The following is a 25,711-nucleotide window of genomic DNA, read 5'->3' as shown; positions in this document are numbered from 1 at the left end:
TATAACCAAGGATAGGTATAAATAGTATGAATAAAAATACTTACTATGAGCGCAATAACTTTTCAATTTACGAAGTAACAAACAAAACAGGTATCGAGTTAACTTTATCTGAACTAAAACAAATTGAAATAGCTATGCTAATTACCCCAAAAGCATTAACAACTTTTATTAATATATTACACAACCCTGCTAACTTAGATGAAAAGAAAAAAGAAAAATTCGAATCAATTATGAAACAATATGGTTTTATTAATTCAATTAATTTTGAGGCAACACGAACATTTCTAATTCGCCAAGCACGCAAAATAATAAACCTTATCGGCTCAATGCTTTTAACCCCTCATAAACTTTATAAATGCACAGGGTTTGGAGATGCTACTTATTATGATAGATATGGAATTATAGGGTTTGGTAAGAGCTTTTTCGAAGTAGGAACTGACAGAAAAGTTGATACTATCGTTCACGAGTTTAGTCACGCGGTATGGACTTCTGAAGATACAGCATATAACGCTAGAACAGCTATGAAAGAGCTTAATATAATCGCTCGAAACGCACGAATAAACCAAAGCGCCCAAGATAGAAAAGAAATTTTATCCTCTTCATACGCATTTGAAAGTGCAGTACGAGCAGCCCAATGAAAAGAATTATTATTACTATATTTTGTTTGATTAGTTACTCATCGTTTGCTAATGAAGAAGCTATCGAAAGTCCTATCGCTACCTCCTCTTTCACTTTTTGTCATATAGATACTAAGTGTATAACGAATATCAGATTAGCTAACACAACACCATATAAAGTTAAGCTAAGCTCTCTCGCTTTTAATAAGCAAGGAATCGATTTAAACTCGATGTATGTATTTGAAGAAAATAGTTATTACGATTTAAAAGAGAATAACTTAGATACAGGTATGTCAGAGCAACCCATACAGGGACGCAGACGCGCCTACAAGCAATTGTCATCATTAGAATTCGAGCCCCTAGAAGTCAAATTTATTGAACTAAAAGGCATAGAAAAGAGGTTTGCATTAGATCCAGGTAAGAGGTATCTGGTGGGAACACTTACCCCATTTGTAAATTTGTACATTAATGGTAAATTTGCCGATATCATCACAATTAGAACAAACTATTCACTTTTAACAATTCCTACAGAAGATATGGAAATAAAGGAACAACCAATAAAGCAGTTTGCTACACCCCAAGGGTAACCTGCAATAATATACATGCTTTGTTTGATCGCACTAAAAATTCTGCGTCAGCTTAAACCTTTATATATCAAGCCAGCATAATGTTGGCTTGATATATATCTTAGCTAATTATCTAAAAACGCCGCTACCTCTTTACTCATTCTATCCACCAGCCATTTAGGCCCGCCATCGTACATATCGTTGTGGCGTGATTCTGCTATAAACGTTTGCGTAACGGGATAAACCGTTAACTCTTGGTCGGTTAAAAGCACGTTCGCATCGGCTGGGTAATCACTACCTCGAAGTGTGAGCACATGTATGTTTTTATTGCGTGGCAATAACATGCGGCGGTGATCGAGCGTAATTAATTGGCTTACTTCATTTGGGTAAATAGCTGCATACAAGGCTGAGATATCTCCACCATTTGAGTGACCAAATAAAGTGAGTTTTGTAAACTCATACTCAGGGTATTTAACACTTAGCTCGTTGACTAAAAACTTGAGTGTTACAACACCCCGGTGCCAATTTTCCATACGGGTAGTCAGGTATGGCTGCGCACCATTAAGTGCAGGGTCACTTTTAAGCTCATGCGCTACCGCAATGCTTAAATAGTCTTGCGCATTAAATAACTTACTCGCAAAAGTGTATTCATTGTGGCTAATGCCATACCCCGCATTTATAAATACCACTGGGCATTTGACTTGCGCGCTGCACTTAAGGTGGTTAGTTGGTAGGGTAATATTTACAGGTATAGAGCGATTACGACTATCATCAATCACTACATCGTCTTGGGCATAACTTGATGATGCAAATAGCGCAGTGCTTAAAGTCAGCGCACTTAATATTAAACGCTTTTTTATAATTTTTAACATGCATTTCATTGTATTATCTATATATTTTTAACTAGTATTAATTTTTATTATAAAGGTTAGCACGCTCCTTTACTAATTTGTGCGATAATAGCGATTATTGTTTTACTATTATCGCAAAAGAATCCATTCATGAAATCATACAGCAGCATTGAACAACGCATCGACATTCTACAAAGTAGAATTGAAGCCTACCAAGAAGAAATTAAAGTGTTACAAGCCGAGCCGAAAAGTAACAACGAACGTATTATTTTTAAGTTTATTGAAACCGGCAGTACAGGTAAAACCAAAGACTTTGTGAGAGAGCTTGGGATTAAATCACCGCGTGATAGTTTATATTCATCAGGTGATGTAACTAAACTAATTAAAGATGGCGCGGATGATATTTCGCCTGAGCTACTGAGCATAGCTCGCGCACTTGCTAGCGCGCGCAACAAAAATGGCCCTGCTTGCTAATAGTAAATATAATAACGTATTAGCCGTAAGCTCTTGCGGCTAAACTGCAATTGTATTTCATCGATAATAATTGCAGTTAAATTTGCAGTTACTACAGCTTATTGTGCTGATTGGTCTTCGTAACCGAAGCAACAGTAATACATGCAGATGTGTGTGAACTGCTTGCAATTAAAGCTGCCAATCAATACCTGCCTTACTTAACTTCCACACCAAGCACCGTGCTATAAACCTTTGAGTGCTAGTTTTGCCATACTGGTCAAGGTGTTTATCATTAGAGTTAAAGTACTCCTTATAAACTTGTAAGTTAATTCAATGGCTTTAAAGGGTAATCCACAAAATGAGAGAATGTGCCCCAAAATACCTCTTACATCTTCGGCGTTACCTTTTGATATATCAATACTGTCTGCTAACACTTTTGCAATTTTATCGTAAACCGTAAGGGTATTTGAAATATCAGCTTGTATCGCATGTAATCTGCCTGACGCATGTAAATGAGTTATAATTGCTTCGCCAATTGTTCTTGCCCAACGAGTTGTGGGCCTAGCCTGCAAGCGCTTATCATAATCAAGTTTTACTTGTCGTCTTAATCTAGATTCCTTCCCTTTATTGATTGCAGCATAGCTCTTAAAGCAACTAGCAGTATGTAAATACCCTGGTGTTTCTTCCGTCATACTGTGAGCTTTTGGTGTTATCGTCGGTGCACCATGCAATATGTATTCATCCTCGGTATGCACAAAAGGCCATACAGGCACTAGCGGAACTGGGTCACCTGCATGGACACAACGATAGATACCATTATCGGTCGCATAAACGGTTTTTAGTGCAAAGCTTGGATACCCCACTCTAGGTGCACCAAAGGTATATAGTTTTACATTAGCGTTAAAGTGTTTCTTTAACCAGTTTGTAGCTAGATTAGCTAACGCACCTCCTAAGCTATGACCAACAACATGAATATTTAGACCTGTTTTTGATTGCGAAGCGGCTAATTTGAAGTAATCTTCAAGCTGCTGCTTTAATGAATTAAAAGTGTTATTAAATCCAGCATGAACAGGTTGCCCATTAGCGCATGTATTCACACCACAGTGTAAATCAGTAATAACATCACGCTTCTTTTCCGTCCCTCTTAAGGCTATTACAAAGTCACCTTCAAATGGCCCTCGTTTGCCTTTTGCTATACAGCCGAAAGGAGTTGTATGTTTAAATATTCTTTCTAAAACACTGCCACTAATTGCTTGCAAATTATCACTTTCAAAAGAAAACCCTACTGCCAACCTACTATGGTAGAGACTTGTTTGAGTTCCGCCGTTACGGTTTACATCATAAGCTACCGAAGCAAACAATGCTGCTAACTCCGGTGTTAATACATTCATATTTGTACTCATTCCAATATCCTTATTATAAAATTCCGCTTATCATCCGTTCAAAATCGGCTTCAAGATCTATTAAAACAAAATCGTCGTCCCATCGACAGATACTTTTTGCACAGTACGAATTCTGACACGATGTACCTTTAAAAGAAAAAAAAACTTCCTCATTAATAATGTCGCCATTCAACGAGTTCAACTTATCGACATACTCTTGAATAACAGAAATTCCACTAGGGTTACTTGACCATAATATAAAGTTGTCGCCACCGTATTGAGCTGTAATTTCCTGCCATCTTATTTTCTCTGCTATTAGCAAAGCAGGCTGACTGGATCTCAAGCTCATTTCTGGCATTTCAAATTCGCCATTGCTATCTGTAAAACACTCATCTTTTGTGTATTTACCATCAGAATAACTAAGTGTTCTTAATATTCTTACATTGGCAAGAGGCGCACCATTATTAACTAAACGGCCTTTCACTTCGGGACATAAATGTACTTTGTGAGTACCAATATGATTATTGATCTTTCTTAATATTTCAGAAAATGACATCAGCAAACCTTAAAGTTACCGTTAGCTGACAAAGTAGGAAATATTCCATATTTATATTGCCAACATCCATGTAAAAAAAGCAATATAACAAAAAAATGTAAAATTGCAAATTAGCTAAAATAACAGCTACTCTTGCATCTTTCTTTTGATCACATATCCTGTCAGATCTTGCATAAATTAAGCAACTACTATTGCTCCAATCTACTATCTAACAAGTGTTTAGTTTGCTTGATATTATAAAGGTTCTTTAATAGTTACCTTTTAAGTTTCGCCTTTGACAAAAACAGCCCCCATTCAAGTTGATATATTTTTTATTCTGGTTTAGCTATCCTGACCAATAAACTTGTATAGATCATCATTGTTAACTTCTTGAAAATTTTCTTTCCAACGGCATATACTAATGCCTTTATATTCATGAAAAAGATCATTATCCTTAAAAGAGAATAAGATTTCTTCGTCAGAAATATCACCATTTAAGGTCCGTAACTTCTTTGCGTATGCAGGTTTCGTGTTTATACCTGAATTCTCACTTGACCATAATAAGAAAACATCATTTTCATAATGCGCAAATATCCTCTGAGAAGTAAACCTTTCAGCTAATAGCAAAGCAGGTTGGCTGGATCTTAAGCTCATTTCTGGCATTTCAAATGCGCCATTGCTATCTGTAAAACACTCATCTTTTGTGTATTTACCATCAGAATAACTAAGTGTTCTTGATATTTTTACATTAGCAAGAGGAGTTCCGTAATTAACTAAACGGCCTTTTACTTTGGGACATAAATGGACTTTATGAGTACCAATATGATTATTGATCTTTCTCAATATTTCAGAAAATGACATCAGCGAACCTCCAAGTTACCGTTAGCTGACAAAGCAGGAAAGACTCCATATTTATATTACTAACATCCTTGTTAAAAAGTGAACATAACAAAACATATAAAATTGCAAATTAGCTTAAACAACAGCTAATTTGGCATCTTTCTTTTGATCACATATCCTGTTAGATCTTGCATAAATTAAGCAATTACTATTGCTCCACTCTCCTATCTAGCACCTTTATAATAAGCCTAATATTATAAAGGTGCTTTAATAGTTATTTTTTAGTTTCGCCTTTGATCAAAGCAGCTCCCCGATTCAAGTTAATATATTTTTTTGTTCTTGGTTTAGTAACATGAGTAATAAACTTGAACTGATAACTTCCTGAAAATTTTCTTTTTAACAGCATGTGCTAACACCATTATGTTAATAAAAGATGATTGTCTTAAAAGAGAATATTTCTTCATCAGAAATATCGCTAAAGCGCTTTTCATTTGCTGTAAAGTTTGAAAATGACTGATGGAAATAATGACTTTCTTTAAATAACTCGCTTATAAATATAAAGTACCTAAATTGGGTTATGCAAAACAAAAAACCCCTTAGGTATTTAGCCTAAGGGGTTTTGATCTAACTAAACACTATGGTTTAACTAGCTTTATTCTTCGTTTGGTAATTCTTTCTCAACTACACTAATTGCAAGCTCTGTCAGCGAATCGCTGTTAGCTTTGCTTGGTGCATCGGTTAATAAGCACGATGCCTGTGTTGTTTTAGGGAAAGCAATAACGTCTCGAATGTTATCAGTACCACATAACAACATAACTAAACGGTCTAAACCGAACGCTAGACCTGCATGCGGCGGTGTGCCGTATTTAAGAGCATCAAGTAAGAAACCAAATTTATCTTGTTGCTCTTGCGCTTCAATACCTAAAATTCTAAATGCCGCTTCTTGCATATCTGCATTGTGAATACGTACCGAGCCACCGCCCACTTCGTAGCCGTTTAATACCATATCGTAAGCATCTGAAATAGCCGCTGCTGGGTTTGCTTCAAGCTCACTGGCACTAATATCTTTTGGTGCAGTAAATGGATGGTGTACAGCGTGTAATGTGCCTTCGTCATCTTCTTCAAACATTGGGAAGTCAACAACCCAAAGTGGTGCCCAGCTATCTAAATTAGTGATTTCTAAATCAATACCAATTTTTAAACGAAGTGCGCCCATGGCTTCATTTACGGTGTTGCGTTTATCCGCACCAAATAAAATGATATCGCCTGTTTGTGCATTAGTACGTTCAAGTAACTGCGTGATCACATCTTCATTTAAGAATTTAGCGATTGGCGATTGCACGCCCTCAACGCCTGCATCGCGGTCATTTACTTTCATCCATGCTAAACCTTTAGCACCGTAAATACCGATAAACTTAGTGTAGTCATCTAGTTGCTTACGAGAAAGTGATGCACCACCTGGAACAGTTAGCACTGCAACACGGCCTTTTTCATCATTTGCTGGGCCTGAGAATACTTTAAACTCTACGTCTTTTACTAAATCGGCTACATCAATTAGCTTCATTGGGTTACGTAAGTCTGGCTTATCAGAACCATATAAGCTCATTGCCTCAGAGTAAGGCATAATTGGGAAATCACCTAAATCAACATTTAGTAATGACTGCCACATTTCACGGATCATCTTTTCTGTCATACCACGTACTTGATCAGAGCTCATGAACGAGGTTTCTAAATCTATTTGAGTAAATTCAGGTTGACGGTCAGCACGTAAGTCTTCATCACGGAAACATTTAACAATTTGGTAGTAACGGTCAAAACCCGACATCATCAACAATTGCTTAAATAACTGTGGCGACTGCGGTAATGCGTAAAAGCTACCTTTGTGTACACGACTTGGTACTAAGTAATCGCGAGCACCTTCTGGCGTTGCTTTAGTTAGTACTGGCGTTTCGATATCTAAAAAGCCATTTTCATCTAAAAAGCGACGTACAAAGCTGCTTGCTTTAGCACGTAATTTAATGCGGTCGCTCATTTCTAAACGACGTAGATCTAAATAACGGTATTTTAAACGACGTTCTTCTGAGTTCACTTGGTTAAAATCAAGTGGCATAGGCTCAGAGCGGTTAATAATCGTTAAACCCGTGCCTAAAATTTCTACTTCGCCAGTTGCCATATCTTTGTTTACTTGGCTATCTGGGCGAGCGCGTACAATCCCTTTTAACTGAACACAAAATTCTTGACGAAGTTTGTTAGCTGTTTCCATTAATCCTTCAACTTCCGGATCGAATACAACTTGTACTAAACCTTCTCTATCGCGTAAATCGACAAAGATAAGTCCACCAAGGTCACGTCGTTTGTTGATCCAGCCACATAGTTCAACTTCCTGATCTACGTGAGTTTTATTTAGCTGTCCGCAGTATATAGAGCGCATAGTTTTCCTGTCAGATAAAAGGCATATAGCGGTTAAACACTGTTGTTTTAAAAGTTTTTATAAACACCAAAATGAAAATAAAGCCGCTAGCAATTCAAAATAATCAAATTAAGCCCTGCATTATACCCAAGTAGGTTGAAGATGCTAGGGCGTGTTTACCTTTCGGGGTGGAATTTACAGCGCACTGTTTTGTTATTTGTTACACTACCGGCACTTTATAACAAGGCTTTTGTTTGTATGCTATATATTGGATGCCCGCAGTGGTCGAGCAGCGCATGGAAAGGAAATTTATTTTCACGCCAGTGTAAAAATGCCGATATGCTTAGCGAATATGCGCAGCATTTTAATTCGGTAGAAGGTAATACTAGCTTTTACGCCGATCCCTCGCCTGACACTGTATTACGATGGGCTGCCAGTGTACCTGATGAGTTTAAATTTACCTTTAAATTTCATCGGCGCTTTAGTCACGAACTCCAACTTACTAACGTGCAACATGAGCTAACTAATTGGCTTAATTTATTCGCCCCTCTATTTGAAAAAACAGGGCAAATAATGCTGCAATTACCTAAAGCGTTTGCGCCACAACATTTAGCTAAGCTTGCCGCTTTTATTGAGTTACTTCCTAAAGAGCTAAACTATGGGGTTGAGGTACGCCACCCTGATTTTTTTAAAAAAGGTGAGGCCGAAATCGCACTTAATCAGCTTTTAATGGCAAATAATATAAACCGTATTGCTATGGATACTCGGGCGCTCTTTGCAGTAAAGCCAACCACCGAAGCGCTAATAGACGCACAACAGAAAAAACCGCATTTACCAGTTCACGCTATTGCTACGGGCTCGCAGCCTATGGCACGTTTTGTTATTGCTGATTTAGAAAACGATTATAAGACCTTTTATCAGCCTTGGCTTAGCAAAGTAACTCAGTGGCTTGATGAGGGCAAAAGTCCTTATGTGTTTTTTCATACCGCTGATAACCGCCAAGCGCCGCTGCTGGCTCGCCAGTTTTGCCAAGATTTGGGGTATAATCACAATGTACTCAATCCATTTAGTGGCGAAAAAGAAGCCCACCAGCAAGCACTTTTTTAAAAATAAATTCAAAATACAGAGACAATAATGAGTGAATACGCACGTTACTTTACCGGCTACCCTGCCAATATCGTTGAGCAAGTATTAAGCCTAATAAAAGCAGGAAAAGTAAGTGAGTATTTACTTAAAAAATACCCGCAGGCGCATCGTATTACCAGTGATAAGTTACTGTATAGCTACGCCACTGAGCTTAAAAAGCAGTATTTAAAAAACGCCCCGCCATTTGGACGCGCTGCGTTTAAAAAACAAGGTGATATGGTTACCAATGCGCTCGGTACCCACACGTACCGTATGCAAGGTAAAACCCGCAAGCACGATTTAGCAATAAACAGCGATTTACTGCGCGCGCCAGAGCCATTATTAAAAGCATTAGTGGTGCACGAACTCGCGCATTTTAAAGAAAAAGACCACAATAAAGGCTTTTATAAACTGTGCTGCCATATGGAGCCACAGTACCATCAGCTAGAGCTAGATTTACGGATTTTTTGTGTGGCTATTGCGATGGGTGAGAATCCGTATAATTGACGGTCAGCGGTCAGCGGTCAGCGGTCAGCGGTCAGCGGTCAGCGGTCAGCCAAAATAATGACACACGAGTTCACAATGAAAGCCCTCGTTAACAAAAAACGCGATATAAATCGCGTTTTTATTATTGTCACTTTCTAATCTGACAGCTAAGAGCTTAAAAGCGTGTTAGGTCTCGTTTCACTTAACCCAGCCTACGTAAAAACGTTAAAGCCCTAATTCGGCCATAAAGTCGTCATCGCTATCATCTTGCTTTGGCTGTTTCGCTTTTTCTTTATCCGCTTTTTGCTTAGCCTCATTTTCGATAATATCGTCTGGGTCTATCGCTTCTACAATGTCAAAGTCGTGAAGTTTAATAAACTCTGTTTTATCCATCGCTAATTCTAAATAGAAGATATTTTGGTTGCGAGTCGTAAACGTTACGCGACGTGCTTGCGGACGATCCATAGTGGTATCAACCGATATTTGCACTTGTTTATTAATAGCCATCATTTTTGGCTGATTTTGGGTAATAGAGGTATGCAGCTGTTCACGCACTTTTGACGTGAAGTCGCCCACTATTTGGTTCATCAACTCACCCATCACGTTTGAAACGTCATCAGATAAGTGGCTGTGTGCGATTTCGTCTTCTGGCATACCCATGTTACGCATATAATCGCCGTATATTTCCATGGCCGCTTGCGCTGTAAAGTTGGTAACAACTAAGCCGGTAAAGCCCCCGTCAAATAAAACAAAACAGCCTATGTCTGGTCGCATACAAGTACGCGTTATTTTTTGTACCATGGCTGAATAGCTGATCTCGTTGCCGCTGGCTGATGAAAGTACACCCGTTACTGAGTGGCATAATGTTGCTAATATATCGTCGGTACTAATAATCTTACTTTTGCTCATTTAATAATCTCTTTTATACTTATTCTTCATAATTCTAGTCAAGCTACTGAATTTATCACTGACTATCCAGCATAAAATGTTAAAATAGCACTATTATTTTCAAAGAGACTGCCTTCGTGAGTATAAAAGACTGTATTTATGCCTCTGAGCAACAAGTAAAAGACTTTAGTTTTGATCAAAACGTGGTTGAAGTATTTCCCGACATGATCCAACGCTCGGTACCCGGTTATGCCACTATTGTAAGTACTATGGGAAAATTAGCGGGTGAGTATGCTCAGCCTAATTCTAACCTGTACGACTTGGGCTGCTCATTAGGGGCAGTAACCTTAAGTATGCGTCGTAATATTAAAACCGATAGCTGCCACATTATTGCTGTAGATAACTCACAAGCCATGGTTGAACGTTGTAAGGTCCATTTACAAGGATTTAGATCAGACGTTCCTGTAACGGTTACCTTAGGTGATATTAACGAGCTTGATATACAAAACGCGTCGGTAGTGGCAATGAACTTTACCCTGCAATTTATACCACCTGCGCAGCGCAAAGCGGTACTTGAAAAAATATACGCTAATTTAAAGCCCGGTGGCGTTTTGTTATTAAGTGAAAAAATTAAAGCCGAAAACGAGCAGTGCGATAACTTACTGATTGACTTGCACCACGACTTTAAACGCCATAATGGCTACTCTGAGCTTGAAATAAGCCAAAAGCGTACTGCCATTGAAAACGTAATGCGCCCCGATACACTTAGTACACATACACAACGTTTAAGCGACATTGGTTTTAGCCAAACGCAAGTGTGGTATCAATGTTTTAATTTTTGCTCAATGGTAGCAATTAAATAATTTAGAGAGTGACACATGTCTGCATGGTTTAACCAATTTTACGCTGCGATTGCACAAAGCCCACTTAGTCACTGGCTAGAAACCTTGCCTGCGCAATTAAAGCATTGGCAACAAGAGGCAAGCCATGGCGATTTGCCACAATGGCAAAAAGTGCTGAAAAACTTACCCGAGGTATCAACAAACCAAGTTGATATTGTCAGCAAAGTAGCAATAGGTGCGCCTGGCGAAATGTCTGAAGGCGAAAAAAAGCAAACCACGCATTTATTAAAGCGGATGATGCCTTGGCGTAAAGGCCCGTTTAACGTTCACGGTATTGAAATAAATACCGAATGGCGCAGCGACTGGAAATGGGATCGACTCCTGCCGCATATTGAGCCATTAAAAGGCCGTACTGTATTAGATATTGGTTGTGGCTCGGGGTATCACCTATGGCGTATGCGCGGTGAAGGTGCTCAATTTGTAGTGGGTATTGACCCATCTGACTTATTTTTGTGCCAGTTTCAGGCAATTAAACACTTTAACCCAGATGAAAACGTGCATTTGTTACCATTAGGTGTAGAAGCCCTGCCAGAGCTCAAAGCGTTTGATACAGTATTTTCAATGGGGGTGCTTTATCATCGTCGTTCCCCTATCGACTTTTTAGCGCAATTAAAAGCACAGCTTCGCCCAGGTGGTGAGCTGGTGCTTGAAACATTAGTTATTGAAGGCGATGAAAACACCGTATTAGTACCGACCGACCGCTACGCGAAAATGCGTAATGTATGGTTTATTCCAAGCACTGCGGCATTAAAATTGTGGATGGAACGTGTTGGCTTTAAAGATGTGCAAATTAAAGATTGTGCTATTACAACGCTCGACGAGCAGCGTAAAACTGACTGGATGGAAAACGAATCTTTAGTTGACTTTTTAGACCCTGCTGACACCAGTAAAACCATTGAAGGCTACCCTGCACCACTTAGAGCGATACTTACAGCTAAAGCCTAATTTGTAGTATTAATTTTTATTTCCATATTAAAAAGCGCCATTGGGCGCTTTTTTTGTTTACTAATACAGCAACTAGCGGACAAGTGTCCTTGTCTTTAAAATCAAATCCAGATTTCAACTAGCCGCGCCCTTGCAATTGTTGTAAAATACGCGCGTTTCTAAGTAAGCATCAAAACAACTATTTTGAGGAAAACCTGTGAGCGAACAAAAACAGTCTCTAAGCTATAAAGACGCGGGCGTAGATATCGACGCTGGTAATGCACTTGTTGAGCGTATTAAAGGCGTAGTTAAAAAAACTCGTCGTCCTGAAGTGATGGGCGGAATTGGTGGTTTTGGCGCACTTTGCGAAATTCCTGAAGGTTATAAGCAACCTGTACTTGTAGCAGGCACTGACGGTGTTGGCACTAAGTTACGCTTAGCAATTGACCTTAAAAAGCACGATACTGTAGGTATCGACTTAGTTGCGATGTGTGTAAATGATTTAATAGTACAAGGCGCTGAACCCCTGTTTTTTCTAGATTACTATGCAACGGGTAAACTAGATGTAGACACAGCAGCCGACGTAGTAACCGGTATTGGTAAAGGTTGTGAAATTTCAGGTTGTGCCCTAATTGGTGGCGAAACAGCTGAAATGCCAGGTATGTATGATGGTGAAGACTACGACATGGCAGGCTTTTGTACCGGTGTGGTAGAAAAATCAAAAATTATTGATGGCACTAAAGTAGCTGCAGGCGATCAACTTATTGCCCTTGCTTCTAGCGGTCCTCACTCAAATGGTTTCTCTTTAATTCGTAAAGTTTTAGAAGTCTCTAACGCTGATACTAATCAAGTGATTGATGGCAAAACCTTAGGTGAGCATCTTTTAGAACCAACACGTATTTACGTTAAACCATTACTTGAGTTGTTCAAGCAAGTAGACGTGCATGCCCTTTCGCATATTACTGGTGGCGGTTTTTGGGAAAATATCCCACGCGTATTACCTGAATCTGCTAAAGCGGTTGTTAAAGGTGATAGCTGGCAGTGGCCAAGTGTGTTTAGCTGGTTGCAAGAAAACGGCAACATTACAACACATGAAATGTACCGCACATTTAACTGTGGTGTAGGCATGGTGTTAGTTGTACCTGCGGATGAGCTTGAAAATAGCTTAAATATCTTAAAAGATCTTGGCGAGAACGCATGGCACCTTGGTGAAATCCAAGATGCAGTTGCTGGCGAAGAGCAAGTTGAAATTGTAGGTGGTGCTGCGTAATGGCACCCACTCGTCTAGTAGTTTTGATCTCAGGCAGTGGCTCAAATTTACAAGCCATTATAGACGCCTGTGAAAGCGGCGAGATAAACGCCCATATAGCGGCTGTTATTAGTAACAAAGCAGACGCTTATGGGTTAGAGCGTGCAAAAAATGCAGGTATTGCCACACACGTGCTGAGTCATAAAGAGTTTGACTCACGCGAAGCGTACGATGCCCAGTTAATGCATATAATTGACTCTTTTGAACCAAATCTAGTTGTATTAGCTGGGTTTATGCGTATTCTAACTCCTAGCTTAGTGCAAAAATATGTTGGAAAAATGTTGAACATTCATCCATCTTTGTTGCCTAAGTATCAGGGGCTGAATACCCACCAAAGAGCAATTGATGCAAAAGACGACGTTCACGGCGTTAGTGTTCACTTTGTTACTGAAGAATTAGACGGCGGACCCGTTATTCTTCAAGCCAAAGTGCCTGTATTAGCAGACGATACAGCAGACACGCTCGCTAAGCGTGTGCATGCGCAAGAGCACATAATTTATCCTTTGGTGGTCAAGTGGTTCAGTGAACAACGACTTACGATGGAAGCAGATTATGCAGTTCTTGACGAAAAACAACTTCCTGCACACGGCGCGCACTACCCAAAATAAAAAATTAAGTGCCTGGCTATTATGTGCGGGCACTTTATTACTTCCTACCAGCCTGATTGCAGGTGAGTTAACCCAGTATCAAGCCAGCTACGATATTTTGCGCAAAGGCGCAAATCATGGTACAGCCGAGCGGACGCTTAAAAAACTCGATAATAATAACTACCAAGTCACTTACCATAGCGATATTGAATGGATGATTTTCTCTGACTCACGTCAAGAGTCATCAACTTTTAGCTTTGCTAACGATAAAGTAGAGCCTATTCAGTACTCTATGATCCGCACGGGGACTGGGCCTGACAAAAAGTATGAAATTAACTTTGATCGTCAAACACAAACTGTCACCAGTAACACCAGCGACTACCCGTTAAAATGCCAATGGCATGATAACTTCCAAGATGGTATTTCTTATCAAGTGCAAGTTCGAGAAGGACTTAAAAAAGGAAAAACCAGTTTTTCGTTTCCACTGGTTGATAAAAAAGGTAATTGCCGTGACTACGACTTTGAAGTGGTAGAAACCGAAATGATTTCCTTACCTATAGGTAATGTAGAAGCCATTAAAGTAAAACGTTTATACGACAATGACAAACGCCAAGCCTTAGCATGGTTTGCCCCAGAAATGGATTATATGCTCGTGCGCATGTGGAAAGGTGAAAAAGGTGTGGAACAGTTTGAAGTGCAGATGAAATCGTTTACCGTGATCACTCCACCGGCTTTACCTGCACAAGTTAAAAACGAAATAACCCCCGAATAAATTACTTACAAGATGCAATACGAAACGCCCAAGTATGACAACCATAACTTGGGCTTTTCATTTTAATACTTAGATTTGAAACTTTAAGTTGGGTTTCGTTTTACTCTACCAACCTACATTAATTCACCCATTTTAAATAACGCAAACTCTCCTGGCTGCATTTTTTGCCAGCGTTCATCGTTGGTTAGCGGCCTTGTTGCTATAACCGTTACCACATCGTTTGGCGTGGTTTCTTGTTGAAAGTCGACCACCATATCAGCATCAATAAGTGTTGCTTTACCAAATGGCGCACGGCGCGTTATATAATGTAAATTATTAGTACAATACGCTAAAACAAATACACCATCGGTCAATAACATATTAAACACGCCTTTTTCACGTAGCGTATGCGAAAGCTTAGCCGCATATCTAAAAACCGACGCCATATTACTTGGTCGCTGCGGGTACTTTTCACGAATTTTGTCAAGCAACCAGCAAAATGCCAACTCGCTATCGGTATTACCCACAGGTCGATAATATTCAGGTTTTAAATCATGATAATTTGAAAGCTGCCCGTTATGAGCATAGGTTATTTCACGCCCCCACAATTCACGAGTAAACGGATGAGTATTTTCAAGACATACCCGACCTCGATTTCCTTGGCGAATGTGGCTAATAACTGATACGCTTTTAATCGGATAAGCTTTAACTAATTTAGCTATTTCTGACTGGTAACTTGGCTCGGGATCTTTAAAGGTTCTACAACCTTTGCCTTCATAAAAAGTAATGCCCCAGCCATCTTTATGCGGCCCCGTATTGCCACCGCGCTCCAACAACCCTGAAAAACTAAAACAAATATCCGTTGGCACATTGGCTGACATGCCAAGTAATTCACACATAAAACAAATAAACCTTTAAAAATAATTACTTATAAATAAAAATGAAATTAAAATTTTCTTTTGGTCACAGTTTTGGTCGTTGTTTTGTTTTTGTAACGCTAAATTTAAATTATTTATAAGCTTGATAGTGACATTGTTAAACATCACCAGAATAAAGGCAAACAGTTATGTGTTTAGCTTTTCCAAAAATCGATTTTTTTTGCATGCTTTTTTAGTGTTTTTAAATTTCAGTTTTGTTTTTTATTAAGTATCTGTTTTATATTGATTTTGTTGCCTGTCTTAAAATACGCCCCGATCCTTAAAACCTCACGTAAACGAGCTAAGTTATTGTTTATTAGTTTCATTATTTTTAATTCTTTATAAATTACAGGCGGTTAAACTGTAAAACAATGAAATTAATCACGATCTTTTCAGATCCTTGATCCGCTAAGAACCTTATATGGGGCGCTGGCTGGCGGTTTAAATGAAGCACTTTAAAACTGTAAAAAAATAACGGTAAAGAGCGCGCAGGAGGGTTAGGAAGAGTGCGGATTTCGTGGCGCACATTCTGTGTGGGGCTACTTTCCGTGGCTAGAACCTCGCTGGCCAACATAGATAGCGATAACTTTACTGCAGCGAGTGGCAGGCACTAAAAAGCCCAGCGTGATGCTGGGCTTGTTTGAATGGCTTGTGTGTTATTTTGTTATTGGGTCTAACCTAGATTTTTGGGCTGCTGCTTCACCTGCTTTGCTTGTGAATACTGCGGCGGTTATTGGTGGTGCCATTGTTGGGCTGTGCTTATGTGTTGCGCATTCTGTTGCTATATCTTTTACTGTTGCCATTAGCTCTGATAGCAATTTAAGTACGTTCTCGCTGTCACTACCTAACCACGTTTTAGGGCTTTTATGCTCTTGCTCTTTGCTGGCTATTACTTTGCGTGTTTCACACTGTAGCTCTGCTAATTTGCCAATGATTTCTTTTAATGATTCATCTGTTTTGTTTTCAAAGTTCCCTTGATCATCAATATGCTGATAAACACCTTCACGTACTTGAGTACGGGTTTCACCCTCTTTGATTGCAGGTAAGTCCCAACCAAAGGGCAATACAGTTCTAATGAATGGTTTATCGGCTCGGCCATAGGCAAAGCCAATTTCTACAATTGAATTAATAGCCGGCGGTTCTAGTCGCCCTGCTTTATCGCCTGCACCAGGTAATGGAAGTGGCACGGCTTGAAGTGGTTTTGATTTGGTGTCTGTTCCGTTTTCGTCAATTAGCTGAACGTTTACCGCATAGCGAGGATAAAACGCATCGCTGCCACGTTCGCCATCGATGGCCGGTAGTTCTGGCAAAGCAACTACTCTACCCCATCGCGGTAAATGTAATTGGCCGGTTAGTTCTGGAAATAACCGACGCACAATTCTTAATATCGCTTTTTCCATTGTTACCAACTTATTTGCATGTTTGTGCCTTGAAACTCAACGGCGGTTATACGTTCGTTATTGGCTGTTACGTTTGGCCGTATCATTGGGGCGGCTGGCATTTTTGCGGTTTTGCCAGCTTGATGATCGGTCATGAGTTCTTTTGCTATTGTTACTGGTTTATCAAACCAAAACGAATCAGCATAGCTGCCAACAAATACCTTGCCGTTACCTTGTTGATACCACACAAAATCAGCAATACGGAACGCACGGCCAATATTGTTTAGTATGGCATAGCCTGAACTATCAGAGTAAAAGCACGGTATTGCGGTATTGGCATAAGCTTTATCGGGTATTACAAACTCAACGCCCGTTTGTGCTGTTATTTCATCAAGCACTTGGCGCATATTTGGATGCCTCAGCATTACACTTAAATTGTAAGCAAGTGATGCAGACCATTCACGGCAAAAAAGCGTAAACCAGCCATTAACCGCAGGTAGTACACGCTCAACATAGCCGTTAAATACTCGGTCAACCATATCGCCCCAACCTAAATCAACCGCAACCGGCGCTAACTTAGCCACACTTTGGTTAACTGTTATTTGGCAATTGCCTGGCGTTGATGCCTGCAGCACTACCCAGTGATCTTTCATATCAACTGTTTCATTATTGATATGAGCACGTGCAATAAAACGAGCATTAGCGGTGGCCATTATGCAGTTCTCAGTTTTGCAAAGTTATCTTGAAGGTGCTGTTGTAAATTAGCGTATTGCACTTCGCTTTCACCGCCTTGCTGATTAGCTTGTGCTTGGGGAGCACGTTCCTCTACTTTTTCAGGCACCGACCGGCATTCACTAAGCGTAAAGCTTACCGCCCATTGTCGAGTAGTTTCTTGTTCTACCGCTTCAATTTTACTGCTAAAACGTACTTGTTTAACCCCCAGCGTATTTGCAGTGCGATTACTTATACGATAAATAACACGCGCTCCGCCCTCAGTCGCTTCGGCTAAATTAAACAAATCGGCCAAGTTATCAGCCATAGTGAAAGGTAAAAAACCACTCACAGCCAACGTTTTAGCCTTAATACCGGTTTCAGCCTGATCAGTACTTGATGATTGGCCACTGGCGTCTTCGCTGGCAAGCTCTTGACTTGCTGTAATGCGAAGTGATTTAAGGGCCATCGTTAAGGAATTTAATGCAAGCATAATAAATTCCTATTTATGAATACGATACTGTGAATCGCATATCAATACCTGAACTTAGATCCCATTCGGTATCTGATATTTTAGAACCGTCTGGATTTATAACTGCGAACCTTAGTTTGTTATTTTCTGGCTCCATACTAGTTATTGGCGTTAAATATGTTTTATTTACATAATCTACCTTTGCTATTCTTATGTCTTTATAATGTTTAAGCTTTCTTCTCATTGTTATTTCAATAACAGCAGGGAATATACCTTCAGCGGATAAAACCTCATTACCTAAACCCATAACTTTCTCAATAGAAAATTTTTTATTGCTAGAGTTTGGAGCACCTGCTAATTTTATGGTCGAATTCTTAACAATTTTAGTATTAGGAGTGTCTTGCCCTAAAATTAATGAATAAGATGATTTTAAACCTTCTTTTCCCTCTTCAAAACCAAGTACACTAGCAATATATTGACTTAGCATCTGGTTGCCGGCTTTATTCCAATGAATATTATCAAAACGATACAATTCAGGTGGCACATCTTTAAAAAATTCAACTATGTTAATAAAGCTGTCTTCTATTGATATTGCAACTTCTCTTAAGGCATTAACATATTTTTGTGCAACCACATTTGTTACTAGTTCCTCGTTTGAATAAGGCGTAGATAGCCATAGTATTTGGCACCCATCATTAGATACCTTTGCAAGCCGGCTCATTTCTCTTATGTTTTCTTTGAATACATCAATATTTGTATTCTTATAAGCATCATTAGCCCCAACAATGCAAATAACTAAGTCAGGGTTATAGTTTGTTACTTTATTTGCCCATTGAGATAAAAGCTGGGATGAGGTGTAACCACCTGTCCCTGATAACTCAACATTAGTTCTTTTTGAAGTACAGCCAATCAAATTATATAGTATATTCCCATTTTGCTCAGGCTCTTCACTTGCCTGAGAAAACTCATGTAACCTAACTTCATGAAGTGCGCCATCATTTGGAATCGGCACTTCAATTTGTCTTATTTCAAACCCTCTAAATTTTTGTCCTATTGATTTATTTGTCAAGCTATTATAAACAATCACTCCATCAACGCTAAGTTTACAATTTGCATTTAGATTTGAAACGGTTGGAGCCATTAGCTGTAATATATAAACATAATCAGAATCACCTGTATTTTGAACTTCCATTCTAATTTCAGGAGAAATATCATCGTTAATGTTTCCCCTAAATGTAGCAACTCGGCCATTAAACGGGAACATTTGACTTTGAGGAGCTTGATTGAACTTTAATGTTGAAGATTCACCTTTTATAGTTAAATTCCCAATATCAACCATATCCTCTATAAGCTCAAATGATGGATCTGATCTCATCATTAAATCTCTCAACATAAATGACCAGCTATTCATTCCTGGGTAACAATCCACCGCGTTATTTCTTGGAACATCGTCAAAATCTTGGTAGTTATAGCTCAAGCTATCACCAGTTATAACCACTTGCCTATTATTTGTTTTTAATAACCCTGCAGCAGCTCTAATACCTTTTGCAATGGTGTCTATATTATTATTTAAGCTTTCTTGGAATTTGCTCTTATTGCGAACATCTAGCACATTATCATATGACTCAATAATAGATAATTTAACTAAATAATGCTTTCTTCCATTACTGTCAATATAATCAATAGCATCTTCACTGGAGATAAAAAAATTGCATTTTGGTGACCATACACTGTAAGCATCGCCATCAAAATAAGCATCTACATACACAAACTGAGGATAGGTTTGTATTGTTAAGATTTGTTCTTGTTTTAGCTCTACGCGCAGGCCGCTTACATAACCTATGCCAGGCGTTACGCTAAATGTATTTGCTGTTGAGCGCGGTACTACTTTAAAGCCATCATCAATAAACCAGTCTTTGCCGTTCATATCGCTTGCTAGCTGGCGGGTTAGTTCATCCATGCCACTTAAACGTGCAGTAAAATCTAACTGCCATGTTTGCGGTGAAACACTAATACCAGCAAGATCAGCAATTCCAGAGTACTCAATACCAAAATTGCGATTTAAGGTATTACCGGCACTACCTGGCGCGGTAATTGTTTTAGCAACAGTTGGTACATGGCTAATGGCTACCAATGTTTGGTTTACCGATGAATACAGACCTACCCAGTTAAATTCGAATGGGCCTGTTACGCTGTCGAGCACGGTTGAGTAAACAACTACGTTGTCGTTAATTCTGCCTGTTTGTTGCACATTTTGTTGATGCACAACCGCGTTAGTTGGAATACCTTCGTTACGATCAATTGCGGCGGCTGGGTCTTGCCCTGTTACGTTCGCAAAAATAAAGGTATCAATATCTAGCTGCTGGTTTGCTTGTGCTTTAGTTGCAAATAACTTTTCGCCTGCAAGGGTTATAACTTGTGCCATGGTTTAGTACTCCTGTTTAACATTTGCGACGGTAAATTCAGCATGGCTGTCCATCGTCATAAATCGGTTTGTTGGTAATAAATTGGTATTTAATTTGGCTATAGTGAATTCACCATCACCATCAAAGTTTTTAGGGGGGGCAGCTACAGTTTGCTTGGCTATGGTTACGTACTCGTAACGGCGTGTTGTTCGCCCATACTGCCTGCATAGCGCGCCTATTAGGTTTTGTCGTTCCCCTAAGTCGGCATCCAGCAGTTGCAAACTCACCACATCCCAATCAACCGTGCTTATTCGCTCATCAATGGTTATCCATGGCATACCGAGCTTTTCAAACATATCAATCCAGCCGCTTTTACTGCCTGCCCCTTTAGCAAATGGCAAAGCATACTTAACGCGCGTTCTGTACATTAGCTCTGTTTCGTTAGGTATTTGGGTAATGTCTCGCTCCCATGCAAGCAAATTAACCAACTCAAGTTCGGCAGTCATTGGGTCAAGCTGCTTAGCAGGCCATGCCAGCATGTCGGCTACACGCTGCCAATAAATAACAGCGCCTTGGCGTAGTTTATCTAGCTCACTTGCTGGCCTAGCCAGCCAGTAAGGCATTTTAGTTAGCACTTGCCAGTTAATGTTCATAGTGCATTACCGTTTTCAATGGTTAACGTGTTTAAGCGAGGCACATTGTTTTGGCTGGTTATATCTGTTTGATGCCAATTTAATGAATCAATACCGTCAAACTCTCTATGTAACTCTTGGCTTAATCGGCTAAAGCTAAAGCGGCTAGCGGGTTGTGTTTTAGTCACTGTGTAATCTGTGTTTTCCCTAAACGCACTGCGTATAAAGTTTTCAACGTTTGTTAGCAATGCGGTTACTTGGGTCGCTAATAAATAGCCATGCGGGTAAACAGTTACACCTACACTCACATTTACACCTGGCATGGCAATTACTTGTAAATCGTCGCCATGACCATGGAAGCCTTTTTCCATTACGTATTCGTTTAAATCATCAATTAAGCTTTGGCTGGGTGTACCGGTGTCTAACAAAATATAGGCATTGGCAGTACCTGGGCCACGCGGTGCATCGTGTTCAAAAAATATATTGTCGGTATCAAGGCCACTGCGCTGGGTTAAAATAGCGCGATAAACGGCGTCAATGTGCCAAGGCGCTGCAGCGGTAAATGCGTTACGGGTGCGTAGTTTTAAATCTTGGTTTGTCTCGGCATCCGCGCCAAGCGCATCAAGCCAGTTTTCATCATTTATGGCGCTGCTAATACCCGTTACCGACTCAGGTAAAATATGGTAGTAACCTGCGCCTAGGTTATATGCTGCCCCTGCGTTTTCGGCAACAACAGGCACTAATACGCTTGCTTGGTTTTCAGGTAAAATTACATCATCAACCGTTAGCACACGGTAAACTGTGCCATTTATCGCGTCGGTTTGTATTACCGTGCCAGCACTAATTAATAAACCTGGGCCTGTAATTGCTGCGCGATTAAATCGCACTTTGCCTTGGGTGCGCTCTTCGCTTTTACGGGTTAGGTCGTGCTCCCATGCTTTGGCTTCAATAAACTCGCTATCAGTGGCCGTTTGCAAAAACAGATTAGGCAGTATTTTTTCAATTAATATTTTGTTCACTACCCATGTGGCAGGCTTTGCCACAATCGCGCTAATAAGTCGCCAAAATGGTGAATAAGGCGAGTCGTTAGCAATAATACTGCCGCTTTCATCTACGTCTTGTTTAAATAGCGTTTTCCAGCCCTCTTCTGTGGTGGGTATACCCGCTTTTTCTACAATGCGTTTAAAGTCAATTATTGGGGTTAAATCAGCCATTATTGCGCCTCTATGATCAATGATGAAATAGCGCCAAATTCGATGGTTTTAGCGTGTACCCACCATTGGCCTTTTTGATTCTCGTTTTGCTCAACTTTTACCGTGCCTGGCATAATGCGCACATCATCTTCTACCAATAGTTTTATTTGGGTTTGGGTGTCCTGTGTAACGCCAGTTCCTCGGTCGCTTACTAATAAGTTTGCAAGGCCAGTGTCTAAAATCGCATGCACAATGTCTTGAGCAATCACATCACGATCGGTTAAATACATGGGGTTGTGCCCTGCATCTAACACCACATCGCCATGCTTAATATGTAGGTCGATATAAATACTCATGAGTGCATCTCAACAAAGTTCATGTAATTGGTATCGCCTTTGGCTGGGTTAATCGTTACGCTGGCAATGTGTGTTGATTTTTGTTGGTTGGCATTGCTAATTTGCTGGGTAATACCGCCTTTTTCGGCTTTACTTCTGATTGGCTCTATTGCACTAATACTTGCAACAGAAGTGCTTGCAATATTGGTATCAATATCAACACCGGGGATCAGGTTTAATTTGTCTATTATCCAATCCATGGTGTCGTTAAATATGCTTTTTATGCCACCCCAAACGCTGCTAAAAATACCGCCAATGGCTTTTATCCAACCCCATTCGCCCATGGTGGCTTTTAGGTCATCCCAGTAATAAACTAATGCGCCCACGGCTGCTATGGCTAAAGTAATACCAGCCACAATTAATCCTATTGGGTTTGCATACATCACAATATTTAGCGCTAGCATGGCGCCTTTTAAAAATGCGATTGATGCAGTCCACGCAGCAGTTATCCCTCTGCCAATCATTGTTGCCGTATTCCACGCAGTCATGGCCATAGTTGCAGCTCCCATTACAACAGAAATTAAACCGCCTGCGGCCACTAATGCCAGCACACCAACTGCGGCATAACCAAGCCATTTTGTTAATGTTGGGAACTCTTCAGTAAAACTTAAGACGCCTGATCCCATATCTGCAATCAAGCCAACAAAGTCATTAAAGGCTGGGAGTATTGCTGAACCAAACGCTGCACGAATAACAAACCAGCTTTGGCTTAGTCGCTCACTTTGGTCCGTCATATCCATAGCCATTTTTTCAGCTTGCTGCATGCCGGTAACGTCGCCTAGGTCATTTATTGATTTTCCTAGACCGTCAATGTCGTTCATTAGTAATTTTATAGTGCCTACGGCCTCACTTGAGCCAAATGCTTTTTTAAGTTCGTCGCCCTCGGCTACGTCTATGGTTTCGCCGTATTTGCCTTTAATTTGGTTTAGTATGTCAACCATTGGCAGCATAGCGCCTTGGCTGTCAGTAAAACTTAAATTAAGCGCGTCTTGCGCTTTACCTACACCGGCTAAAAACGATTTATATTTTGTACCGGCTTCACTGCCAGACATAGTTGATTGCAATGTACCGAGTATGGCCATTTGCTCGTTCATACCAATGCCGGCGCTTGTTGCTTCAGCACCAGTTGATGTGAACGCCGATGACATTTCAGCGCCTGTTGTTTTAAACGCTTGTACGGCGGTAGCCGTCATGCCTGTTAGCTGCTCTACCCACTCACTTTTACCCATGGCATTAGCTTGGTTTTTAAAAATGCCATACATGGTACCCATGTAATTGGTAATAGTGCCGGCGTCGGCTTTGGTGGCTGCGGCTAATACGTTGCTCGATAGTGTAAACGCTGATAGGTCGTTGTCGTTTAATCCGGCTATCGCGCTTTGTATGTCGTAGCTTGATTTAACAAATTCGGTAGATGATTTACCGTATTTAAGGGCAAATTCGTATGAAGTATCGGTTAGTTGTTTTAATGCCGATTCGCGAACACCTAATGATTTAACCTCGCCCAATGCGCGATCCATTTCTATGGCTGGCATGAGTGCGTTTTGTAGTGCATAACCACTGGCCGCAATACCCGCAACGCCTGACGCCATTTTCATGGTGCCGCGTTGATAGTCGTTGGTTAACCCATTTAAGCTATTGCTTACTTTGGCAATAGGCTTTGTTATTTGGTCAATCATGCCAACGGTAAACATTAGCGGTTGCGGTAAACTCATTTACTTGCCCCCAAAGGCTTTGCACACTGCATTGGTTATTACGTTTTCTAAGTTTTCGCGCTGGTTTTTATATAACCAACCAGCGCGGGCTAAGCTTTGCTCGTCGTCATTTTCGTGTGGCAATAAATGACGACGTAAAATAAATAGTTGTTCAAGCTGATTCGAGTCGATTGAATCAATCAGCCCTTCTATTTTTTTACGGCAATTTCCAGCACTGGTGAAAACTCAGCTTTTAGCGTTGATGCAATTTGCAGCTCAGAACCTGGCGACGCTTCAAGTACTTTTTTAAGCGCTGGCTTTTGCTCGTCTGCAATGGTGCGCATTACCATATTGTGTGACGCTGCGGTCATAGAGCCGCCACGCGCTACCGAGTCTACAAAGTCGCTGTGATCTTGCACTGTCATGTTGAAAGTAAAATCAGTAGCGGCGATGGTTAATATAATTGCTTGTTTCATGGGTTAATCCTTAGAATGAGTAGTTAATAATTTTTGTAACGTTTCAAATCCATCTCGCATACGGCTTTCCATACGATCGGTTAATTTGTCAAAATCGGTTTTTGTGGCGTAGGTTTCGGCCACATGGGTTTTATGGTCGCTTAGCTCTTTGGCCGTGGCTTTGTGGGCATTAAACAAGCTCACTAACAGCGGCACTAATATGGTTAGCACTAAGCTAATAAATGCAATGGCAACCATGAGCCACGTTGCTACTTGGGTCATTTAACTGCTCCTTGCCCTGCCGTTTTTTGCATCAGGTTCATTAATTTGTCTTTATCGTTCGAGCTTTTAGTAGCGCTTAACCAAAATGCAGCGGCGTTAGCTAGCAGCACGAACAAGTTGCCAACCAAATACACTATTAGGTCACGGTTTCGCTCAATGTCGGGGCCGTAAAACAAAGCACCTAATACCGCAGAGAACAAAACAAACAGTAAGATGGTGAGCGTTGACGGCATCCAATGATCTTTATTGTTAGTTCGTGCGTTTTGGCGGTCGTTTAAATCCGCTTTGTATTCTTCAAGTGCAATTTTTTGCAGCTCAATATTAGCCTGGCGTATTTGCTCACGTTCTTCGTGTGCCCACTGTTGCAACTTAAGCGCTGCATCAGGGTTGTTTTTTAGTTCAGCGGCCACGGCTTCTGGTGTGTTTTCTGTGCCTAATGCGCCAGCTATTTGGCTACCAATACTTACCGCTAAACCAACAGGGCCAGTTAATAAAGGAGCTACTGCGCCAGCAATACCGCCTACTGTGTTTGCAATTTTTTTCCATTCCATTA

29 protein-coding genes are annotated in these 25,711 nt (G+C 40.3%); 10 read left to right on the top strand and 19 right to left on the bottom strand.

Annotated elements, in window-relative coordinates:
• Positions 1 to 26: 26 nt before the first annotated feature.
• On the top strand, positions 27 to 638 hold the full coding sequence (locus tag KK487_RS05725; RefSeq protein ID WP_024601634.1) for a M35 family metalloendopeptidase: 612 nt from the start codon (positions 27 to 29) through the stop codon (positions 636 to 638).
• Positions 635 to 1,204 carry a hypothetical protein gene (locus tag KK487_RS05720; RefSeq protein ID WP_024601633.1) on the top strand — a complete coding sequence of 190 codons (570 nt, stop codon included), beginning with the start codon at positions 635 to 637 and terminating at the stop codon, positions 1,202 to 1,204. Before KK487_RS05725 ends, KK487_RS05720 begins: the two co-directional genes overlap by 4 nt.
• Before the next feature lie 104 nt (positions 1,205 to 1,308).
• Here the strand turns inward: KK487_RS05720 and KK487_RS05715 are convergent, their stop codons facing one another.
• Positions 1,309 to 2,055 carry an alpha/beta hydrolase family protein gene (locus KK487_RS05715; RefSeq protein ID WP_024601632.1) on the bottom strand — a complete coding sequence of 249 codons (747 nt, stop codon included), beginning with the start codon at positions 2,053 to 2,055 and terminating at the stop codon, positions 1,309 to 1,311.
• Between the two features lie 129 nt (positions 2,056 to 2,184).
• On the opposite strand from KK487_RS05715, the gene KK487_RS05710 reads away from it, so the two are divergent.
• The gene (locus KK487_RS05710) at positions 2,185 to 2,508 is read left to right on the top strand and encodes a hypothetical protein (protein ID WP_008111621.1); all 324 of its coding nucleotides are present in this window, start codon (positions 2,185 to 2,187) and stop codon (positions 2,506 to 2,508) included.
• A gap of 221 nt (positions 2,509 to 2,729) precedes the next feature.
• Here KK487_RS05710 and KK487_RS05705 read toward each other — a convergent pair whose 3' ends face one another.
• The 4 genes from KK487_RS05705 to aspS all read right to left on the bottom strand — a co-directional run bounded on the left by KK487_RS05705 (position 2,730) and on the right by aspS (position 7,675).
• Entirely contained in the window at positions 2,730 to 3,890 is a 1,161-nt protein-coding gene (locus KK487_RS05705) for a lipase family protein (protein ID WP_235190299.1), read from the bottom strand.
• Between the two features lie 13 nt (positions 3,891 to 3,903).
• Entirely contained in the window at positions 3,904 to 4,425 is a 522-nt protein-coding gene (locus tag KK487_RS05700) for a DUF6795 domain-containing protein (RefSeq protein WP_024601630.1), read from the bottom strand.
• A 321-nt stretch (positions 4,426 to 4,746) separates the two neighbouring features.
• Entirely contained in the window at positions 4,747 to 5,265 is a 519-nt protein-coding gene (locus KK487_RS05695) for a DUF6795 domain-containing protein (RefSeq protein ID WP_036956956.1), read from the bottom strand.
• Positions 5,266 to 5,896: 631 nt separating this feature from the next.
• Positions 5,897 to 7,675 (bottom strand): aspartate--tRNA ligase, encoded by a 1,779-nt coding sequence (aspS, locus tag KK487_RS05690; RefSeq protein ID WP_036956955.1) that lies wholly within the window; start codon positions 7,673 to 7,675, stop codon positions 5,897 to 5,899.
• A 237-nt stretch (positions 7,676 to 7,912) separates the two neighbouring features.
• Here aspS and KK487_RS05685 point away from each other — a divergent pair, with 237 nt between their 5' ends.
• Positions 7,913 to 8,761, top strand: coding sequence for a DUF72 domain-containing protein (locus KK487_RS05685; protein ID WP_036956974.1), 849 nt, complete (start codon positions 7,913 to 7,915; stop codon positions 8,759 to 8,761).
• A gap of 27 nt (positions 8,762 to 8,788) precedes the next feature.
• Positions 8,789 to 9,286, top strand: a complete 498-nt coding sequence (locus KK487_RS05680; RefSeq protein ID WP_016899476.1) for a M48 metallopeptidase family protein — start codon at positions 8,789 to 8,791, stop codon at positions 9,284 to 9,286.
• 204 nt (positions 9,287 to 9,490) lie between these two features.
• On the opposite strand, the gene KK487_RS05675 is transcribed toward KK487_RS05680, so the two are convergent.
• Positions 9,491 to 10,174, bottom strand: coding sequence for a DUF3334 family protein (locus tag KK487_RS05675; protein WP_036956953.1), 684 nt, complete (start codon positions 10,172 to 10,174; stop codon positions 9,491 to 9,493).
• A 116-nt stretch (positions 10,175 to 10,290) separates the two neighbouring features.
• On the opposite strand from KK487_RS05675, the gene cmoA reads away from it, so the two are divergent.
• The 5 genes from cmoA (at position 10,291) to KK487_RS05650 (ending at position 14,647) form a co-directional block, all read left to right on the top strand.
• Positions 10,291 to 11,016 carry a carboxy-S-adenosyl-L-methionine synthase CmoA gene (cmoA, locus tag KK487_RS05670; protein WP_036956952.1) on the top strand — a complete coding sequence of 242 codons (726 nt, stop codon included), beginning with the start codon at positions 10,291 to 10,293 and terminating at the stop codon, positions 11,014 to 11,016.
• Between the two features lie 15 nt (positions 11,017 to 11,031).
• Positions 11,032 to 12,000 carry a tRNA 5-methoxyuridine(34)/uridine 5-oxyacetic acid(34) synthase CmoB gene (gene cmoB / locus KK487_RS05665; RefSeq protein WP_024600781.1) on the top strand — a complete coding sequence of 323 codons (969 nt, stop codon included), beginning with the start codon at positions 11,032 to 11,034 and terminating at the stop codon, positions 11,998 to 12,000.
• A gap of 196 nt (positions 12,001 to 12,196) precedes the next feature.
• The gene (gene purM, locus KK487_RS05660; RefSeq protein WP_016899473.1) at positions 12,197 to 13,249 is read left to right on the top strand and encodes a phosphoribosylformylglycinamidine cyclo-ligase; all 1,053 of its coding nucleotides are present in this window, start codon (positions 12,197 to 12,199) and stop codon (positions 13,247 to 13,249) included.
• Positions 13,249 to 13,896, top strand: coding sequence for a phosphoribosylglycinamide formyltransferase (gene purN, locus KK487_RS05655; RefSeq protein ID WP_036956951.1), 648 nt, complete (start codon positions 13,249 to 13,251; stop codon positions 13,894 to 13,896). The genes purM and purN overlap by 1 nt, the downstream gene beginning before the upstream one ends.
• Complete coding sequence (locus KK487_RS05650) at positions 13,850 to 14,647, top strand: DUF3108 domain-containing protein (protein WP_036956948.1); 798 nt, start codon at positions 13,850 to 13,852, stop codon at positions 14,645 to 14,647. The genes purN and KK487_RS05650 overlap by 47 nt, the downstream gene beginning before the upstream one ends.
• A 113-nt stretch (positions 14,648 to 14,760) precedes the next feature.
• Here the strand turns inward: KK487_RS05650 and KK487_RS05645 are convergent, their stop codons facing one another.
• The 13 genes from KK487_RS05645 to KK487_RS05590 form a co-directional block, all read right to left on the bottom strand.
• A complete protein-coding gene (locus tag KK487_RS05645; protein ID WP_013464565.1) occupies positions 14,761 to 15,525 on the bottom strand; it encodes a class II glutamine amidotransferase in 765 nt (254 codons plus the stop codon).
• 674 nt (positions 15,526 to 16,199) lie between these two features.
• Positions 16,200 to 16,943: a hypothetical protein gene (locus KK487_RS05640; protein WP_215522042.1), complete on the bottom strand. Its 744-nt coding sequence runs from the start codon at positions 16,941 to 16,943 to the stop codon at positions 16,200 to 16,202.
• 2 nt (positions 16,944 to 16,945) lie between these two features.
• Entirely contained in the window at positions 16,946 to 17,635 is a 690-nt protein-coding gene (locus KK487_RS05635) for a hypothetical protein (protein ID WP_215522041.1), read from the bottom strand.
• Entirely contained in the window at positions 17,635 to 18,126 is a 492-nt protein-coding gene (locus KK487_RS05630; RefSeq protein WP_215522040.1) for a baseplate complex protein, read from the bottom strand. Before KK487_RS05630 ends, KK487_RS05635 begins: the two co-directional genes overlap by 1 nt.
• Positions 18,127 to 18,139: 13 nt before the next feature.
• Entirely contained in the window at positions 18,140 to 20,530 is a 2,391-nt protein-coding gene (locus KK487_RS05625) for an SGNH/GDSL hydrolase family protein (protein WP_215522039.1), read from the bottom strand.
• Positions 20,531 to 20,533: 3 nt separating this feature from the next.
• The gene (locus tag KK487_RS05620) at positions 20,534 to 21,163 is read right to left on the bottom strand and encodes a hypothetical protein (RefSeq protein WP_215522038.1); all 630 of its coding nucleotides are present in this window, start codon (positions 21,161 to 21,163) and stop codon (positions 20,534 to 20,536) included.
• Positions 21,160 to 22,356: a baseplate J/gp47 family protein gene (locus tag KK487_RS05615; RefSeq protein WP_215522037.1), complete on the bottom strand. Its 1,197-nt coding sequence runs from the start codon at positions 22,354 to 22,356 to the stop codon at positions 21,160 to 21,162. The genes KK487_RS05620 and KK487_RS05615 overlap by 4 nt, the downstream gene beginning before the upstream one ends.
• A complete protein-coding gene (locus KK487_RS05610) occupies positions 22,356 to 22,691 on the bottom strand; it encodes a DUF2590 family protein (RefSeq protein WP_024603008.1) in 336 nt (111 codons plus the stop codon). Before KK487_RS05610 ends, KK487_RS05615 begins: the two co-directional genes overlap by 1 nt.
• Positions 22,688 to 24,442 (bottom strand): phage tail tape measure protein, encoded by a 1,755-nt coding sequence (locus KK487_RS05605; RefSeq protein WP_215522036.1) that lies wholly within the window; start codon positions 24,440 to 24,442, stop codon positions 22,688 to 22,690. Before KK487_RS05605 ends, KK487_RS05610 begins: the two co-directional genes overlap by 4 nt.
• Positions 24,443 to 24,565 carry a DUF6890 family protein gene (locus KK487_RS18660; RefSeq protein WP_502934577.1) on the bottom strand — a complete coding sequence of 41 codons (123 nt, stop codon included), beginning with the start codon at positions 24,563 to 24,565 and terminating at the stop codon, positions 24,443 to 24,445.
• 65 nt (positions 24,566 to 24,630) lie between these two features.
• Entirely contained in the window at positions 24,631 to 24,897 is a 267-nt protein-coding gene (locus KK487_RS05600) for a putative phage tail assembly chaperone (protein ID WP_215522035.1), read from the bottom strand.
• Positions 24,898 to 24,900: 3 nt separating this feature from the next.
• Complete coding sequence (locus KK487_RS05595; protein WP_024602998.1) at positions 24,901 to 25,158, bottom strand: hypothetical protein; 258 nt, start codon at positions 25,156 to 25,158, stop codon at positions 24,901 to 24,903.
• Positions 25,155 to 25,709, bottom strand: coding sequence for a hypothetical protein (locus KK487_RS05590; protein ID WP_138571005.1), 555 nt, complete (start codon positions 25,707 to 25,709; stop codon positions 25,155 to 25,157). Before KK487_RS05590 ends, KK487_RS05595 begins: the two co-directional genes overlap by 4 nt.
• Positions 25,710 to 25,711 lie beyond the last annotated feature (2 nt).

It is taken from the genome of Pseudoalteromonas sp. SiA1 (assembly GCF_018732205.1).
Lineage (GTDB): Bacteria > Pseudomonadota > Gammaproteobacteria > Enterobacterales > Alteromonadaceae > Pseudoalteromonas > Pseudoalteromonas tetraodonis.
The sequence above is the reverse complement of the archived record's forward strand: the minus strand, read 5'-3'. Positions and strand labels throughout refer to the sequence as shown.